This window comes from Streptomyces odontotermitis (genome assembly GCF_050510915.1).
GTDB lineage: Bacteria > Actinomycetota > Actinomycetes > Streptomycetales > Streptomycetaceae > Streptomyces.
In genome coordinates, this window is the sequence record NZ_JBNJLS010000003.1 from 607,286 (window position 1) to 622,949 (window position 15,664).

Genomic DNA, 15,664 nt, shown 5'->3' on the forward strand with positions numbered 1-15,664 from the left:
GGCTCGCCTGTGTGTGGCGGCCCGCCTGCGGGTGCCGGGAGGTCAGTCCTCGCCGTAGCGCGGGTCCACCGACTCCGGTGAGAGGCCGAGGAGTTCGGCGACCTGCTCGACGACCACCTCGTGGACCAGGGCCGCCCGCTCGTCCCGCCCCTTGGTGCGGATCTCGACCGGGCGCCGGTAGATCACCACGCGCGCGGGCCGCCCTTCGGAGGCGGTGATGGTGCCGCCCAGCGGGATGACCTCGTCCCCCAGGCTCCCGGCCGCGTCGTCGGCCGACTGCAGGGGCGGGACCTCGAGCACCAGGAAGTCGATCTCGGCGAGCTGCGGCCAGCGCCGCTCGAGCCGCTCCACGGAGTCCTGCACCAGGTCCGTGAAGGCATCGGCGCGGCTCGCCGAGAGGGGCACCTGGGGCGGGGCCACGGGGCCGCGCATGCCCCGGCCGTGCCGGTCGCGGCGGCGGGGCCTCGGCTCTGCGGATCGGGGCGGTACGGGGTCGTCCATCACTGATGCAGCGTAGTCCCCGAGATCCGCGTTTCCGTACGCCTTCCGTACGGCGCACGGCATGTCGCCGGATGACCGTTCCGCCGACTCTTGAGGCCGTTTCGCGGTCTTCCGAAGACCGTCGATCACGCTGCGAATGACGGGAAATGCACCGAGTGGTGACCGGATTCAACACCACCTGTCCCGGTGGTCACTTGAGACACCGCAGGTCAGCGAGGTGCGCGGAGCGTGCACCGTGTGCGAGATCACACCACGACACGGGGGAGTGACCTGGTGGAGAGTCGTCGCGGCCCGCTCAAGAGTGCGGTACCGTCCAACGTCGTGAGCCCTGTACGTCGCTGTTCGCGCACCGCTTGCGGCCGTCCCGCCGTCGCGACGCTGACGTACGTCTACGCCGACTCGACCGCGGTCCTCGGCCCCCTCGCCACCTACGCCGAACCCCACTGCTACGACCTGTGCGCCGAGCACTCCGAGCGCCTCACCGCCCCGCGCGGCTGGGAGGTCGTCCGGCTCACCGACGGCTCGGCCCCGGCCCGCCCCAGCGGTGACGACCTCGAAGCGCTCGCCAACGCGGTGCGCGAGGCGGCCCGCCCCCAGGAGCGCGCGGCCGAGGCGGGCGGCAGCGGAGGCCGCTCGGCGGACCCCATGGAGGTCGCACGCCGCGGCCACCTGCGGGTGCTGCGCTCTCCGGAGTCCTGAACCGACCTCTTCGTAGAGCCCTGTTGCTGTTGCCGCACCCCCTCTTCGTAGGCCCCTGTCGCAACACCCTCTCCGTAGAGCCCTGTTGTTCACTCCCGAACATTTTGTTCACTCCTGTACGGCCCATTGACGTGCCGTCGTTGCGGAGCCGACGATTCCCCCGCCCGTGAGAGATCACTTTCCGCATCACGGAAACCGGGGAGGCCCCTGTGTTTGTGCAGCAACTGGAGCCCGTGGCCGACTCGCTCGGCCTGTCCGCCCTCGTCGCCACCCTGCCCCTCGTCACCGTCCTCGTCCTGCTCGGCGCCGTCCGGCTGCAGGCGCACAAGGCGGGGCTCATCGGCCTCGCGGTCGCGGCCCTGGTCGCCTGGCTCGCGTACGGCATGCCGCTCGGCCAGACCGCCTCCAGTGCCGCGCAAGGGGCCCTCTTCGGCCTCTTCCCCATCCTGTGGATCGTCGTCAACGCCCTGTGGGTGTACCGGATGACGGTCCGCACCCGGCACTTCGACATCCTGCGCCGCTCCTTCGGGCGGCTCTCCGACGACCCGCGCGTGCAGGCCCTCGTCGTCGCGTTCTGCTTCGGGGCGCTCCTCGAGGCACTCGCCGGATTCGGGGCGCCCGTGGCGATCTGCTCGGTGATGCTGGTCGCGCTCGGCTTCGACCCGGTGCGGGCCGCGGTCGTCGCCCTCGTCGCCAACACCGCACCGGTCGCCTTCGGCGCCATGGGCACCCCCGTCGTCACGCTCGCCCAGGTCACCGGGCTGCCCCTCGACTCCGTCGCCTCCGTGGTGGGCCGCCAGACCCCGCTGCTCGCCCTCGTCGTGCCGCTGCTCCTGGTGGGCCTGGTGGACGGGCGGCGGGGCCTGCGGGACACCTGGGCGCCCGCGCTCGCCTGCGGAATCGCCTTCGCCGCCGTGCAGTTCGCGGCCTCCAACTACGTCTCGGTGCAGCTCGCCGACATCGGGGCGGCGCTCGCGGGCGCGGGCGCGCTCATGGCGGTGCCGCAGGCGCGCAAGCCCGCGACCGAACCCGTCCGCGCGGCGGTCCTCACCGGCGTACGAAGTGAAGACCTCGACCAGGAGGACACCCGCCCCGAGGTGCTGCGCGCCTACGCCCCGTACGCGCTCATCGTCGCGATCTTCTCCCTCGCTCAAATCCCGGCGGTCAAGGACCTGTTGGCGAAGGCGACGCGGACCTTCGACTGGCCCTTCCTGAACGTCGCGGACCCGGACGGGAAGCCGGTGGGCGGCAACGTCTTCGCGCTGCCGCTCGTCGCCACCGGCGGGACCCTGGTGCTGCTCGCCGGAGTGGGCACGGCATTCGTGATCGGCGTGCACGCGCGCGTGGCGGTGCGCGAGTGGCTCGCCACCGTGCACGAACTGCGGTTCGCCATCCTCACGGTGACCTCCGTGCTCGCCCTCGCGTACGTCATGAACCTCTCCGGACAGGCCGCCACCATCGGGCACTTCGTGGCCGCCGCGGGTGCGGGGCTCGCCTTCTTGTCGCCGGTCCTCGGCTGGTTCGGGGTCGCGGTGTCGGGCTCGGACACCTCGGCCAACGCGCTGTTCGGCTCGCTCCAGGTGACCGCGGCACGGCAGTCGGGGCTCTCCCCGGAACTGCTCGCGGCCGCCAACAGCTCCGGCGGCGTCCTCGGCAAGATGATCTCCCCGCAGAACCTGACCATCGCGTGCGCGGCCGTCGGACTCGCGGGCAAGGAAGGCGATCTGCTGCGCAAGGTGCTGCCGTGGAGCCTCGGTCTGCTCCTGGTGATGTGCCTGATCGTGGTGGCGCAGAGCTCGGCCGTCCTGGGCTGGATGCTGCCGTGACGGAACGCGGGCGGGCATCAGGGGCGGATGGGGGCCGTACCAGGGTCGGACCAGGGACGGCACGCACCTGACTGCCAGGCGTTGCGGGTAGTTTGGGGTGACCGACGAGATTCTTTCGCTGAGCTCGCAGAACCTGCAGAGAGGGTTGGCCGTGACTGCTGATCTGTCACAGATCGTCAAGGCGTACGACGTGCGCGGGGTGGTCCCGGACCAATGGGACGAGCCGCTGGCCGAGTTGTTCGGCGCCGCCTTCGCACAGGTGACGGACGCCACCGCGATCGTCGTCGGCCACGACATGCGCCCCTCGTCGCCGGGCCTCTCCCGCGCCTTCGCGCGCGGGGCCGCCGCCCGCGGCGTGGACGTCACCGAGATCGGCCTGTGCTCGACGGACCAGCTGTACTACGCCTCGGGGGCGCTGAATCTCCCGGGCGCGATGTTCACGGCGTCGCACAACCCCGCGCAGTACAACGGCATCAAGATGTGCCGTGCGGGCGCCGCCCCGGTCGGCCAGGACACCGGCCTCGCCGAGATCCGCACCCTCGTGGAGGGCTGGTCGCAGACGGGCGCCCCCGAGCCCGCCGCCACCGCCGGCACCCTCACCCGGCGCGACACCCTCAAGGACTACGCGGCACACCTGCGCTCCCTCGTCGACCTCACCTCGATCCGCCCCCTGAAGGTCGTCGTGGACGCGGGCAACGGCATGGGAGGGCACACGGTGCCCACGGTCTTCGAGGGGCTGCCCCTGGACGTCGTGCCGATGTACTTCGAGCTGGACGGCACATTCCCCCACCACGAGGCCAACCCCCTGGACCCGAAGAACATCGTCGACCTCCAGGAGCGCGTCCGCACCGAGGGCGCCGACCTCGGCATCGCCTTCGACGGGGACGCGGACCGCTGCTTCGTGGTCGATGAGAGCGGGGACCCGGTCTCCCCGTCGGCGATCACCGCTTTGGTCGCCTCCCGCGAGCTGGCCAAGCACGGCGGCAAGGGAACGGTCATCCACAACCTGATCACGTCGTGGTCGGTCCCCGAGGTCGTCAAGGAGAACGGCGGCAGCCCGGTCCGCACGCGCGTGGGTCACTCCTTCATCAAGGAGGAGATGGCCAAGACGGGCGCGATCTTCGGCGGCGAGCACTCCGCGCACTACTACTTCCGCGACTTCTGGAACGCGGACACGGGCATGCTGGCCGCCCTGCACGTCCTGGCGGCCCTCGGCGGCCAGGACGGCCCGCTCTCCCAGCTGGTCGCGCAGTACGACCGCTACGCGGGCTCCGGAGAGATCAACTCCACCGTCGACGACCAGACGGCCCGCCTGGCCGCGATCAAGTCCACCTACGAGGGCCAGGACGGCGTGACCCTCGACGAGCTGGACGGCCTCACCGTCACCGCCGCCGACTGGTGGTTCAACGTCCGCGCCTCCAACACCGAGCCGCTGCTGCGCCTGAACGTGGAGGCGCGCGACGAGGCCACCATGGCCACGGTCCGCGACGAAGCCCTGGCGATCATCAGGGCGTGAGCCCACGGGTGCCCCAGGGCACCCACGCGCGTGGGCGGCGGCGACCTCGGAACCCGCACCCACGCGCGCGTAGGGCGGGCGTTCTCGTGGGCCCCGGCCCCGGACCGCCCGCCCCCGCACCAAGCCCCTCACGGCGGTAGGCTGACCAGGCCGCACCCCCACCCCACCAGCTCGAAGGGACCCACCCCATGCCGCTCGAAGCCGGCCTCCTGGAGATCCTCGCCTGCCCGGCCTGCCACGCCCCCCTCAAGGAGACGGACACCGAGCTGATCTGCACCGCGGACGCCAAGGAGTGCGGCCTCGCCTACCCGGTCCGCGACGGCATCCCCGTCCTCCTCGTCGACGAGGCCCGCCGCCCCGCGTAACGCGGCACCTCGGACCCCGAGCACAGACCCACCCGCGCACGGCGATCGGAGGCTGACGCCCCATGCTCGACGAATCGCTGCTGGACGCCCCCGAGGCGCTCGCCCAGGCCGACCGCCACGGACTGCTGCGCGGCGCCGCCGAGGCCGGCGCCCGGGTACGGACCGCCGTCCGGCACTCCGCAGAGGCGGGGCTCACGGACCTCAAGCCCGACGGCCGCCCCCGCTCCCTCCTCATCGCGGGCCCCGGCGCCGCCGCGAGCTGCGTCGCCGACCTCCTCGGCACCCTCGCGGGCGCCGTCTGCCCCGTCGTCCGCCTCGCACCGACCGGCGTCGCCCCCGCGGCGGGCGCCCTGCGCTGGGCGCTGCCCGGCTGGGCGGGCCCCGTGGACCTGCTCCTCATCGCCACCCCGGACGGCACGGAACCCGGCCTCACCCTCCTCGCCGAGCAGGCGTACCGCCGCGGCTGCACCGTCGTCGCGGTGGCCCCCGCCCGCTCGCCCCTGGCCGGGGAAGTGAACGGCTCGCACGGCCTCACGATCCCCATGGCGCTGTCCCCGCACGGCCCGCTGGGAGCGGACGGAACCCCGGCATCCGCAGGCGGCGGCGCCCCCTCCGAAGACACCGTCTCCGCCGCCGCGGCGCCCGCCACCCTCTGGGCCCTCGCCACCCCTCTCCTTGTGCTCCTCGACCGCACGGGCCTGATCAGCGCCCCCGTGGACACCCTCCAGAAGGTCGCCGACCGCCTCGACCACGTCGCCGAGCGCTGCGGCCCCGTCATCGCGACGTACAGCAACCCCGCGAAGACCCTCGCCGCCGAACTCGCAGACACCCTCCCGCTGATCTGGACGGAAGGGCCGACCGCCGGCCCCGTGGGCCGCCGCTTCGCCGCCACCCTCGCCGAGCTGGCGGGCCGCCCCGCGCTCGCCGCCGAGCTCCCCGAGGCCCTGCCCGCGCACGCCGCGCTCCTGGCGGGCGAACTCGCCGGGGACACCAGCGAGGACGACTTCTTCCGCGACCGCGTCGAGGAGCCGCAGTCCCTGCGCGCCCGCGTCGTGCTGCTGCGCGACACACCGGTCGACGCCGGCGGCCTCACCGCCGCCCCGGCCGCCCGCGAGCTGGCCCACGGCCACGACGTCCCGCTCAGCGAGCTCGAGCCGGAGGACGGCGGCGAGCTGGAGATGCTCGCCGAGCTGATCGCCATCACGGATTTCGCGGCCGTTTACCTGACGCTCGCCCCGGGGGACCGATCATGACTCACGCAGCACCGCACCCGCGTACGCAGTAAGGGAGCCCCCTCCGTGGACCGCCTCACCAACACCATCCGCCCCTACGCCTGGGGCTCCACCACCGCCATCCCCCAGCTCCTCGGCGTCGAGCCCACCGGCGAACCGCAGGCCGAGATGTGGATGGGCGCCCACCCCGGCGCACCCTCCCGCACCGACCGGGGCGCGCTGAACGAGGCCATCGACGCGGCCCCCGAGCGCGAGCTCGGCCCCGCCGCCGTCGCCAAGTTCGGCCCCCGCCTGCCCTTCCTGCTCAAGCTCCTCGCCGCCGGAGCCCCCCTCTCCCTCCAGGTGCACCCCAACCTCGCCCAGGCGAAGGAGGGTTACGAGGACGAGGAGCGCCGCGGCGTCCCCCTCGACGCCCCGAACCGCAACTACAAGGACGCCAACCACAAGCCCGAACTCATCTGCGCCCTCACCCCCTTCGAGGGCCTCTGCGGCTTCCGCGCCCCCGACGCCGCCGCCGAACTCCTCGAAGGACTCGGCGTCGACTCCCTCAAGCCCTACGCCGACCTGCTGCGCGCCCGCCCCGAAGAGGCCGCCCTGCGCGAGGTGTTGACGGCCGTGCTCACCGCCGATCCCGAGCAGATGGCCGCCACGGTCAGCGATGTCGTCGCGGCCGCCGAGCGCCTCGGCGGCGACTACACGGCGTACGCCGGAATCGCCCACCACTACCCGGGCGACCCGGGCGTCATCGCCGCGATGCTGCTCAACTACGTGACGCTGCAGCCCGGCGAGGCCCTCTTCCTCGGCGCCGGCGTCCCGCACGCCTACCTGAACGGCCTCGGCGTCGAGATCATGGCGAACTCGGACAACGTCCTGCGCTGCGGCCTCACCCCGAAACACGTCGACGTGCCGGAACTGCTGCGCATCGTCCGCTTCGAGGCCACCGACCCGGGCGTCCTGCGCCCCGAGGCGTCCCCCTCCGGCGAGGAGGTCTACGAGACCCCCATCGACGAGTTCCGCCTCTCCCGCTTCGTCCTGCCCGAGGCCGCGAGCGCCCCGCAGGACCTGACCGCGGCGACCCCGCAGATCCTGCTCTGCACCGCGGGCTCCGTCCGCGCGGGCGACCTCACCCTCGAACCCGGCCAGTCGGCCTTCGTCCCGGCCGGCGAAAGGGCCGAAGTGTCCGGGGTCGGCACGGTATTCCGGGCCACTGTGGTGGCCTGAAGCGCCCCACGAGCCTCGTACTGCAACAATGGCCCACCGCAAAGCCCGGGCAAAGCCCGGGCGCTGACGGACGAACGTACGCAGGCAGGCGAAGGGACCCCGACACTCATGAGCGCGTCAGGCGGAACAAAGGCGATCGTGGCGGCACTGGCCGCCAACCTCGCGATCGCGGTGTCGAAGTTCGTGGCGTTCCTCTTCAGCGGCTCGTCATCGATGCTCGCCGAGAGCGTGCACTCGCTCGCCGACTCCGGCAACCAGGGCCTGCTCCTGCTCGGCGGCAAGAAGGCCCAGCGCGAGGCGACGCCCCAACACCCCTTCGGGTACGGGCGCGAGCGCTACATCTACGCCTTCCTCGTCTCGATCGTGCTCTTCTCGGTCGGCGGCATGTTCGCGATCTACGAGGGCTACGAGAAGATCAAGCACCCGCACTCACTGGAGCACTGGTACTGGCCGGTGGGCGTCCTGGTGTTCGCGATCATCGCGGAGAGCTTCTCGTTCCGTACGGCCATCAAGGAGTCCAACGAGACGCGCGGCAAGCTCACCTGGACGCAGTTCGTCCGCCGCGCCAAGGCGCCCGAGCTGCCCGTCGTCCTCCTGGAGGACCTCGGCGCCCTCGTCGGCCTGGTCCTCGCCCTCGGCGGCGTCGGCCTGGCCCTCGCCACCGACAACGGCGTCTGGGACGGCATCGGCACCCTCTGCATCGGCATCCTGCTCATCCTGATCGCGATCGTCCTCGCCGCCGAGACCAAGTCCCTGCTGCTCGGCGAGGCCGCGGGCGCCGACGAGGTCGCGAAGATCGAGAAGGCCGTGGTCGACGGCGACACCGTGACCAGCGTCATCCACATGCGCACCCTCCACCTCGGCCCCGAGGAGCTCCTCGTCGCCGCCAAGATCGCCGTCCAGCACGACGACACGGCCGCCGAGGTCGCCGCCGCGATCAACGCCGCGGAGGAGCGCATCCGCGCCGCGGTCCCGATCGCCCGCGTGATCTACCTGGAGCCGGACATCTACAGCGAGTCCGCGGCCGCCGCGGGCACCAACCCGGCCAAGGCCCCGGGCGGCGACGGCCACTGAGCAACTCCCTTCCGCCGTACGCCGATGGGCCCCGCACCAGCGAAGGTGCGGGGCCCATCGGCGTACTGACGGAGAACGGGCCGTCGTTACCGGACCTCGCGCAGGACGTCGAGGATCGCGGCCTCGTCGGGCGCCGCCTCCAGGCGCTCCCGGAAGCCGGTGTCCATCAGCTTCCGCGACAGGAGCGCGAGGATCCGCAGGTGCTCATCGCCCGCGGCGGCCTCCGGCACCGAGATCATGAAGATCAGCTTGGCCTTCGTGCCGTCCAGGGAACCCCACTCGATGCCCTCCGCGGACCGCGCGAAGCCGACCACCGGAGAGGTCACCGCATCGGTCTTGGCGTGCGGGATGGCGATCTCCTCGCCGAGCCCCGTGGTGCCCTGTGCCTCGCGGCGCAGCGCCGTCTGTACGAGCTCCTCGACGTCGTTCACCTTGCCCGTGGAGGCGAGCAGCCCGGCCAGCTCGCGGATGGCCGCCTCCTTGTCCTGGGCGTCGAGGCCGACCTCGACGGTCTGCTCGGTGAGATAGCCGGAGAGGACCTCGTCCTCGGGGGCGGGGGCCGCGTCCGCGGGGGCCTGCTGCGGGGCGGGGGAGGGGGCAGGAGCGGTCGCCGTGGCGGCTCCGGCACCCGTGGCGGCTCCGGCTCCCACACCGGCGAGGACGGGCTCCGGGGCGGGCGTCGCCGCGGGGGCGGTTTCGCCCTTGCGGCGCTGCTGGAACTCGATGAGCGCGTTGGTCGTGAAGGCCGTGACCACGACACCGGCCGCGATGGCGACGAAGAACATCGCGACGCCGCTGATCGCGCCGAACAGCGAGACGATCGGACCGCCGTGCGGCACCGAGTCCTCGACCCCGGCCACACCCGCGATCGCACCGGCGACCGCGCCGCCCAGCATGTTCGCCGGGATCACCTGGGCCGGCCGTGCGGCCGCGAACGGGATCGCACCTTCCGAGATGCCGAAGAAGCCCATGAACAGGGCGGCGAGACCGGTCTCCTGCTCCTGCTTGCTGTAGAGCTTCTTGCGCAGCAGCGTCGCCAGGCCCTGGCCGAGCGGCATGACCGGGATGGCGGCGGCGGCCATGCCCATGACGTCGTTGTTGGTGCCGATCAGACCGGCACTGACGAGGAAGGCCGTCTTGTTGACCGGGCCGCCCATGTCGAAGGAGATCATCAGGCCGATGATGATGCCGAGCACGATGGCGCTCGAACCGGTCATCCCGTTCAGCCAGTTGGTGAGGTGGGTGAACACCCAGGAGATCGGCTGCCCGATCACATAGATGTAGAAGAGCCCCAGCACCAGCGTGGAGACGATCGGCAGGACAATGATCGGCATGATCGGCTGGACGAACTTGGGGACCTTGACCTTCTTCAGCCCCAGGACCAGGTAACCGGCCAGGAAGCCGGTGACGATCGCGCCGAGGAAGCCCGCGTTGGCGTCGGCCTTGTAGATGCCCACGGCGTCCGAGGCGAGGAAGCCGCCGATCATGCCGGGCACCAGCGCCGGCCGGTCGGCCAGGGCGTACGCGATGTAGCCGGAGAAGATCGGCAGCATCAGCTTGAAGCCGGTGACGCCCAGCTGGTTGACGTACCACCAGAAGGACTCTTCGGGGATGACCAGGCCGCCCTTGGCGTCGGCATGACCGCCGAGCGAGAGCGAGACGGCGAGCAGCAGACCGCCGACCACGACGAACGGGATCATGTACGAGACGCCGTTCATCAGCGCCTTGTACGCCTGGCTGCGCTCCTTGCCGCCCCCGCCGCCCGCGGACGGGGAGGTACCGGCGGCGAGCACCGGCGAGCTCTGCACCCGCTCGATGAGCTGCTCGGGGTGGTGAATGCCCTCGGCGACACCGACCCGCAGCACCCGCTTCCCGCCGAAGCGGTCGAGGTCGACTTCCTTGTCCGCCGCGATGATGACGCCGTCGGCGTCTTTGACATCGTTGTCAGCCAAGACATTCTCGGCCCCGATGGAGCCCTGGGTCTCCACCTTCATGCCGACGCCGAGGCCGTCGGCCGCCTGCTGGAGCTTCTCCGCGGCCATGTACGTGTGGGCGATGCCGGTGGGGCAGGCGGTCACCGCGACCAGCTTCAGCGGCTTCTGCCCGCTGCTGGCCCCGCCTATCGGGGGATCGACCGGACTGGTCACGTGGGTCTCCTAACGCCTTCGCCAACAAGATCGCGCAAATGTTCCCGATCTCAAGGCATCCTGCAACACATAAGGACAGGATCAAAAGCGCAAAGGTCCCGGTTTGTACGGGTCTGAAGACCTATCCGGCAATGTTCTGTTGGCCTGACACGCGGTGTGGTCTGCTGGGCCAATCGGTGTAGATTCGTGACAGTGCCAGACGTCGCTGCTGATGGCGGTCGGGCGGTCCGTTCCGGACCGGCCGAGGGAGAGAGGGCCTCCGACGGACTGCGCTGCGGGCACCGTCGCATCCATGCGACCGGCGCCGCAGATCAGCCATGCCCACCCTCGACCCATCCACGAGGAGCAGCTCTACATGTCGTCTGTCGCCAATCAGGACTTCAAGGTCGCCGACCTCTCCCTGGCCGAGTTCGGCCGCAAGGAGATCACTCTCGCCGAGCACGAGATGCCCGGCCTGATGGCCATCCGCAAGGAGTTCGCCGCGGCCCAGCCGCTGGCCGGGGCCCGCATCATGGGCTCGCTGCACATGACTGTGCAGACCGCCGTGCTCATCGAGACCCTGGTCGCCCTGGGCGCCGAGGTCCGCTGGGTCTCCTGCAACATCTTCTCGACCCAGGACCACGCGGCCGCGGCCATCGCGGTCGGTCCGAACGGGACGCCGGACAACCCCCAGGGCATCCCGGTCTTCGCCTGGAAGGGCGAGACGCTGGAGGAGTACTGGTGGTGCACGGAGCAGGCGCTGACCTGGCCGAACACGCCCACCGGCGGCCCGAACATGATTCTTGACGACGGTGGCGACGCCACTCTCCTCGTCCACAAGGGCGTCGAGTACGAGAAGGCCGGCAAGGTCCCCTCGGTCGACACCGCGGAGAACGACGAGCACCGCGTCATCCTGCAGGTCCTCAACCGCACCATCAGCGAGGGCTCGCAGAAGTGGACCCAGCTCGCCTCGGAGATCCGCGGCGTGACGGAGGAGACCACGACCGGTGTCCACCGCCTGTACGAGATGCACCGCGACGGCACGCTGCTGTTCCCGGCGATCAACGTCAATGACGCGGTGACGAAGTCGAAGTTCGACAACAAGTACGGCTGCCGGCACTCGCTGGTCGATGGCATCAACCGCGCCACGGACGTCCTCATCGGCGGCAAGACGGCCGTCGTCCTCGGTTATGGGGATGTGGGCAAGGGGTGCGCGGAGTCGCTGCGCGGCCAGGGTGCCCGTGTGATCGTCACGGAGGTCGACCCGATCTGCGCGCTGCAGGCGGCGATGGACGGCTACCAGGTCACCACGCTCGACGAGGTCGTCGACAAGGCCGACATCTTCGTCACCACGACGGGTAACAAGGACATCATCATGGCCTCGGACATGGCCAAGATGAAGCACCAGGCCATCGTGGGCAACATCGGTCACTTCGACAACGAGATCGACATGGCCGGGCTCGCGAAGATCCCGGGCATCGTCAAGGACGAGGTCAAGCCGCAGGTCCACACGTGGACGTTCCCCGACGGCAAGGTCCTGATCGTGCTGTCCGAGGGCCGTCTGCTGAACCTGGGCAACGCCACCGGCCACCCCTCGTTCGTGATGTCCAACTCGTTCGCGGACCAGACGCTGGCCCAGATCGAGCTGTTCACCAAGCAGGACGAGTACCCGACGGGCGTGTACGTGCTGCCCAAGCACCTGGACGAGAAGGTGGCGCGCCTCCACCTGGACGCGCTCGGCGTCAAGCTCACCACGCTCCGTCCCGAGCAGGCCGCCTACATCGGCGTCGAGGTCGAGGGCCCGTACAAGCCCGACCACTACCGCTACTGACGGACAACTCACCGGCCGTCAGCCGCACTTGAGCAGGCCCTCGCCCCCGCGGCGGGGGCCTGCCCCCGTCAGGGCGGCCCCAGCACCAGACCGAGGACCTTGATCCCCATGCCCCGCGGCCGATATTCGCTTCACGATCCGCACGATCACACCCCCCTCGGCGAAGAGCACTTCCACTGCGCGCCCGGCCCCTCCGGCTGGCGCTACGTCGCCCAGCGGACCACCCCCTCCGGCAACCCCACCGGCTCCGTCGACCTGGCCCTCGACGACCGCGGCCGCCCCATCCGCCTCGAACTCCACGCCGCCGACTGGCAGGTCCGCGGCGCCGCCCTCGACGGCGTCACCTGGGTGCGCACCGACCCCACGGGAGAGCACGCCACCGAAGGTAATGTGCGCGCCCACGCCTTCACTGGCACCTCCCCGGCGTTCCTCGTCGCGACAGCCCGGCTCCTGCGCCTCACCCCCCACACCTCCGATTCCCCCGCGGCCCACCAGCCGCCCGCACCGTCCCCCACGACCCGCGTACGCCTGGTCGCCTTCACGGATCCGGTCCTGGCCCCCCGCACCCTCGACCAGTCCTGGAGCCTGCTGAAGAGAGAAGCACACGCCACTGACAACGGCCCGCTGACCGTGGACGAATACCAGGTCAGCGACCTGGAAACGGGCGAGCAGCACACGATCCACATCAGCGGCGACGTGGTCCTCGCCGCCCCCGGCATCGAGCTCGAGAACCTCGAATCCCCGCCCAGCGCCTTCACCTGACGGCCGGCCCGGCCACCCAACTCCCGCACCTGCTCCGGGCGTTCTAACCAGGCGGCGCGAACCCCGTCGAAGGCCGCCCGGCCCTCTCCGCACCCCCACCGCTCCCAGGCGCGCGCCCGCCCCCGGCCGCTCCCTCCCCGGCCACGGACGGCTGCACGGGAGCCTGCTCCACCGGCTGCTGCGCCCACCCCGCCGGAGGCAGCACCCCCGGCACGCCCGCAGACGGCACCGGCGGCCCGACAGGAGCACCACCACCGGCCGTACCCGCCGCTGGCGCGGCACCAACTACCGCCCCACCAAAGGCCCTTCGCGCGTCGCGCGTCTGACGCTCCTGCACCACAGCCGCCAGATACGCGGCGGGAGGCACCCCGGGAGGCGCCGGAGTTCCCGTCCGGGCCGCCAGGTCGGCCGCGAGCCGCTCTGCCATCCCCCAACCCACCTGCGGATCCAACTGCCCCATCCGCGTCAGATATTGGCGGATCGCCAGCCACAGACCCTCCGGCACCCCGGACAGATCGAGCCCCGAGAACCGCCCGGCGAGCCAGGGCGGGGGAGGCGGGACGAAGGCGGCCCGCCCGGCGGGCACCCGCTCCCGTACGACCAGCGTCCCCGCGAACACATCACCGAGCCGCCGCCCGCGCGCCGAGACCAGCGACGCGATGCACGCGACGACCCCGAAAGTCAGCAGGATCTCGACCACACCGACGGCGCCCCGCACCAGCGCATGCCGAAAACGGATAGGCCCGCCGTCGTCCCGCACCACCCGCAGCCCGCACGCCAGCTTTCCCAGCGACCGGCCATGACTCAGCGTCTCCACCGCGATCGGCCCACCGACCAGCACCAACAGGAAGGTGGCCACGGCGACCGCAGCGGCCGCGGCGTCGTCCAGGGAAGCCGTCGAAGCCACGATCCCCACAGTCACCGCGAGATAGACCGCGAAGGCCGCTGCCAAATCGATGACCACGGAGAGCATCCGGCTCGGCAGCTTCGCGGGCCGCAGCTCCAGCGCCACCGCCTCACCTGTAACCAGCCCGCTCACGCCCGCCACCCTTCCCTGCCCTGCTCTTGGAACAGCCAGTCTGCCAAGCTGAGAACGCATCGCGCCGCAGTACGAGGAGCAGCCAGCTGATGGACCTCGATGTCTTCGTGTCCGCCCACCGAGCCGAGTGGGACCGACTGGACGCCCTGCTGCGCCGCCAGCGCCGCCTCACCGGTGCCGAAGCGGACGAACTCGTCGCTCTCTACCAACGTGCAGCCACCCACCTCTCGCTGATCCAGTCCACGACCCCGGACCCTCAGCTGACGGGCCGCCTCACCAACCTCGTGGCCCGCGCGCGTAGCGCCGTGACAGGAACCCGCCGTGCCTCCTGGCGCGACGTCACCCGCTTCCTCACGCACAGCTTCCCCGCTGCGGTCTACCGCTCACGTCATTGGTGGGTACCCACCGCACTGCTCTCCACGGCCCTCGCGGCCCTGCTCGGCTGGTGGATCGGCACCCACCCCGAGGTGCAGTCGTCGATCGGAGCCCCCTCCGAACTACGCGACCTCACCCGCCCCGGTGGTGAGTACGAGACGTACTACTCGAGCCACCCCGCGGCGTCCTTCGCCGCTCAGGTGTGGACGAACAACGCCCAGGCAGCCGCGATGTGCCTCGTCCTGGGCGGCTTCTTGTGCTTCCCCGTCATCTGGATCCTCTTCCAGAACATGCTCAACCTGGGCGTCGGCATCGGCCTGATGTCTTCGGCCGGCCGCCTCGATACCTTCCTCGGCCTCGTCCTCCCGCACGGCCTCCTCGAGCTGACCGCGGTCTTCGTAGCCGCGGGTACGGGCCTGCGGCTCGGCTGGACCGTCATTGATCCAGGCCCGCGCACGCGTCGCACAGCCCTGGCGGAAGAAGGCCGCGCAGCCCTGGGCATGGCCATCGGCCTGGCCCTCGTCCTCTTCGTCTCCGGCGCCATCGAAGGCTTCGTCACCCCCTCCGGCCTCCCCACCTGGGCCCGCATCGGCATCGGCATCGCCGCCGAGCTCGCCTTCCTCACGTACGTCTACGTCCTGGGCGGCCGAGCGGCACGCACCGGTGAAACCGGCGACCTCGAGAGCAAGGAACGCAGCGCTGTGCTCCCGACCGCAGCGTGATGTGCGTCGGAACCCTCTGACCTGCTACTGTCCTCCTCGCCCCAAGAAAGCCGTTGACACGGACCAACTGGGGAGGTAGATTCGAACAGTTGCCTAGAACTGGACAAGTTCAGCGGCAAGGGTTTAACATCTGCCTGCTTCTTGAATTTCATCGATCGAGAAGCCACTCCCGATAAATCGGAAATTCCAAGCCGGTCAGTCCGGCCGAAAACTTCTGATAAAGTCGGATCAGCCGAAAGGCAAAGGCCCTCCAACGGCCACCGGAAATGAAACTCCGAACCGGAAACGGAACGGAAAACGGATCTGGTAAGGTTGGAAACACGAAATACCGAAGGGAAGCGCCCGGAGGAAAGCCCGAGAGGGTGAGTACAAAGG

14 protein-coding genes are annotated in these 15,664 nt (G+C 70.8%); 10 read left to right on the forward strand and 4 right to left on the reverse strand.

The genetic code is table 11. The features are described from left to right. Positions 1-42: 42 nt before the first annotated feature. A complete protein-coding gene (locus ACQB60_RS13430; RefSeq protein WP_496926145.1) occupies positions 43-501 on the reverse strand; it encodes a metallopeptidase family protein in 459 nt (152 codons plus the stop codon). A 273-nt stretch (positions 502-774) separates the two neighbouring features. Between ACQB60_RS13430 and ACQB60_RS13435 the strand changes: the two genes are divergently transcribed. The 7 genes from ACQB60_RS13435 to ACQB60_RS13465 all read left to right on the forward strand — a co-directional run bounded on the left by ACQB60_RS13435 (position 775) and on the right by ACQB60_RS13465 (position 8,434). After that, positions 775-1,200 (forward strand): DUF3499 domain-containing protein, encoded by a 426-nt coding sequence (locus ACQB60_RS13435; protein WP_496926146.1) that lies wholly within the window; start codon positions 775-777, stop codon positions 1,198-1,200. A 209-nt stretch (positions 1,201-1,409) separates the two neighbouring features. After that, on the forward strand, positions 1,410-3,026 hold the full coding sequence (locus tag ACQB60_RS13440; RefSeq protein ID WP_496926147.1) for an L-lactate permease: 1,617 nt from the start codon (positions 1,410-1,412) through the stop codon (positions 3,024-3,026). A gap of 151 nt (positions 3,027-3,177) precedes the next feature. Beyond that, positions 3,178-4,542 (forward strand): phosphomannomutase/phosphoglucomutase, encoded by a 1,365-nt coding sequence (locus ACQB60_RS13445; RefSeq protein ID WP_496926148.1) that lies wholly within the window; start codon positions 3,178-3,180, stop codon positions 4,540-4,542. A gap of 188 nt (positions 4,543-4,730) precedes the next feature. Then, positions 4,731-4,907, forward strand: coding sequence for a Trm112 family protein (locus ACQB60_RS13450; protein WP_098242904.1), 177 nt, complete (start codon positions 4,731-4,733; stop codon positions 4,905-4,907). A 62-nt stretch (positions 4,908-4,969) separates the two neighbouring features. Beyond that, the gene (locus tag ACQB60_RS13455) at positions 4,970-6,160 is read left to right on the forward strand and encodes an SIS domain-containing protein (RefSeq protein ID WP_496926149.1); all 1,191 of its coding nucleotides are present in this window, start codon (positions 4,970-4,972) and stop codon (positions 6,158-6,160) included. Positions 6,161-6,205: 45 nt separating this feature from the next. Beyond that, positions 6,206-7,360, forward strand: coding sequence for a mannose-6-phosphate isomerase, class I (gene manA / locus ACQB60_RS13460; protein ID WP_496926150.1), 1,155 nt, complete (start codon positions 6,206-6,208; stop codon positions 7,358-7,360). 108 nt (positions 7,361-7,468) lie between these two features. Further along, entirely contained in the window at positions 7,469-8,434 is a 966-nt protein-coding gene (locus ACQB60_RS13465) for a cation diffusion facilitator family transporter (protein ID WP_496926151.1), read from the forward strand. Positions 8,435-8,520: 86 nt separating this feature from the next. Here the strand turns inward: ACQB60_RS13465 and ACQB60_RS13470 are convergent, their stop codons facing one another. Continuing rightward, a complete protein-coding gene (locus tag ACQB60_RS13470; protein WP_496926152.1) occupies positions 8,521-10,581 on the reverse strand; it encodes a fructose-specific PTS transporter subunit EIIC in 2,061 nt (686 codons plus the stop codon). A 355-nt stretch (positions 10,582-10,936) separates the two neighbouring features. Between ACQB60_RS13470 and ahcY the strand changes: the two genes are divergently transcribed. Next, a complete protein-coding gene (gene ahcY / locus ACQB60_RS13475; RefSeq protein WP_496926182.1) occupies positions 10,937-12,391 on the forward strand; it encodes an adenosylhomocysteinase in 1,455 nt (484 codons plus the stop codon). Between the two features lie 108 nt (positions 12,392-12,499). Further along, positions 12,500-13,153: a hypothetical protein gene (locus ACQB60_RS13480; protein ID WP_496926153.1), complete on the forward strand. Its 654-nt coding sequence runs from the start codon at positions 12,500-12,502 to the stop codon at positions 13,151-13,153. A 43-nt stretch (positions 13,154-13,196) separates the two neighbouring features. On the opposite strand, the gene ACQB60_RS13485 is transcribed toward ACQB60_RS13480, so the two are convergent. Then, positions 13,197-14,192 carry an RDD family protein gene (locus ACQB60_RS13485; RefSeq protein ID WP_496926154.1) on the reverse strand — a complete coding sequence of 332 codons (996 nt, stop codon included), beginning with the start codon at positions 14,190-14,192 and terminating at the stop codon, positions 13,197-13,199. Positions 14,193-14,281: 89 nt separating this feature from the next. Between ACQB60_RS13485 and ACQB60_RS13490 the strand changes: the two genes are divergently transcribed. Then, entirely contained in the window at positions 14,282-15,289 is a 1,008-nt protein-coding gene (locus ACQB60_RS13490; protein WP_496926155.1) for a stage II sporulation protein M, read from the forward strand. A gap of 148 nt (positions 15,290-15,437) precedes the next feature. On the opposite strand, the gene ACQB60_RS13495 is transcribed toward ACQB60_RS13490, so the two are convergent. Then, positions 15,438-15,664, reverse strand: a 227-nt coding sequence (locus tag ACQB60_RS13495; RefSeq protein WP_496926156.1) for a hypothetical protein, incomplete at its 5' end; no start/stop codon positions are given.

Coding starts and splice junctions, on each gene's coding strand:
- ACQB60_RS13430 (WP_496926145.1), bottom strand. CDS start 501: ATGGACGACCCCGTACCGCCCCGATCCGCAGAGCCGAGGCCCCGCCGC.
- ACQB60_RS13450 (WP_098242904.1), top strand. CDS start 4,731: ATGCCGCTCGAAGCCGGCCTCCTGGAGATCCTCGCCTGCCCGGCCTGC.
- ACQB60_RS13455 (WP_496926149.1), top strand. CDS start 4,970: ATGCTCGACGAATCGCTGCTGGACGCCCCCGAGGCGCTCGCCCAGGCC.
- ACQB60_RS13465 (WP_496926151.1), top strand. CDS start 7,469: ATGAGCGCGTCAGGCGGAACAAAGGCGATCGTGGCGGCACTGGCCGCC.
- ahcY (WP_496926182.1), top strand. CDS start 10,937: ATGTCGTCTGTCGCCAATCAGGACTTCAAGGTCGCCGACCTCTCCCTG.
- ACQB60_RS13480 (WP_496926153.1), top strand. CDS start 12,500: ATGCCCCGCGGCCGATATTCGCTTCACGATCCGCACGATCACACCCCC.
- ACQB60_RS13490 (WP_496926155.1), top strand. CDS start 14,282: ATGGACCTCGATGTCTTCGTGTCCGCCCACCGAGCCGAGTGGGACCGA.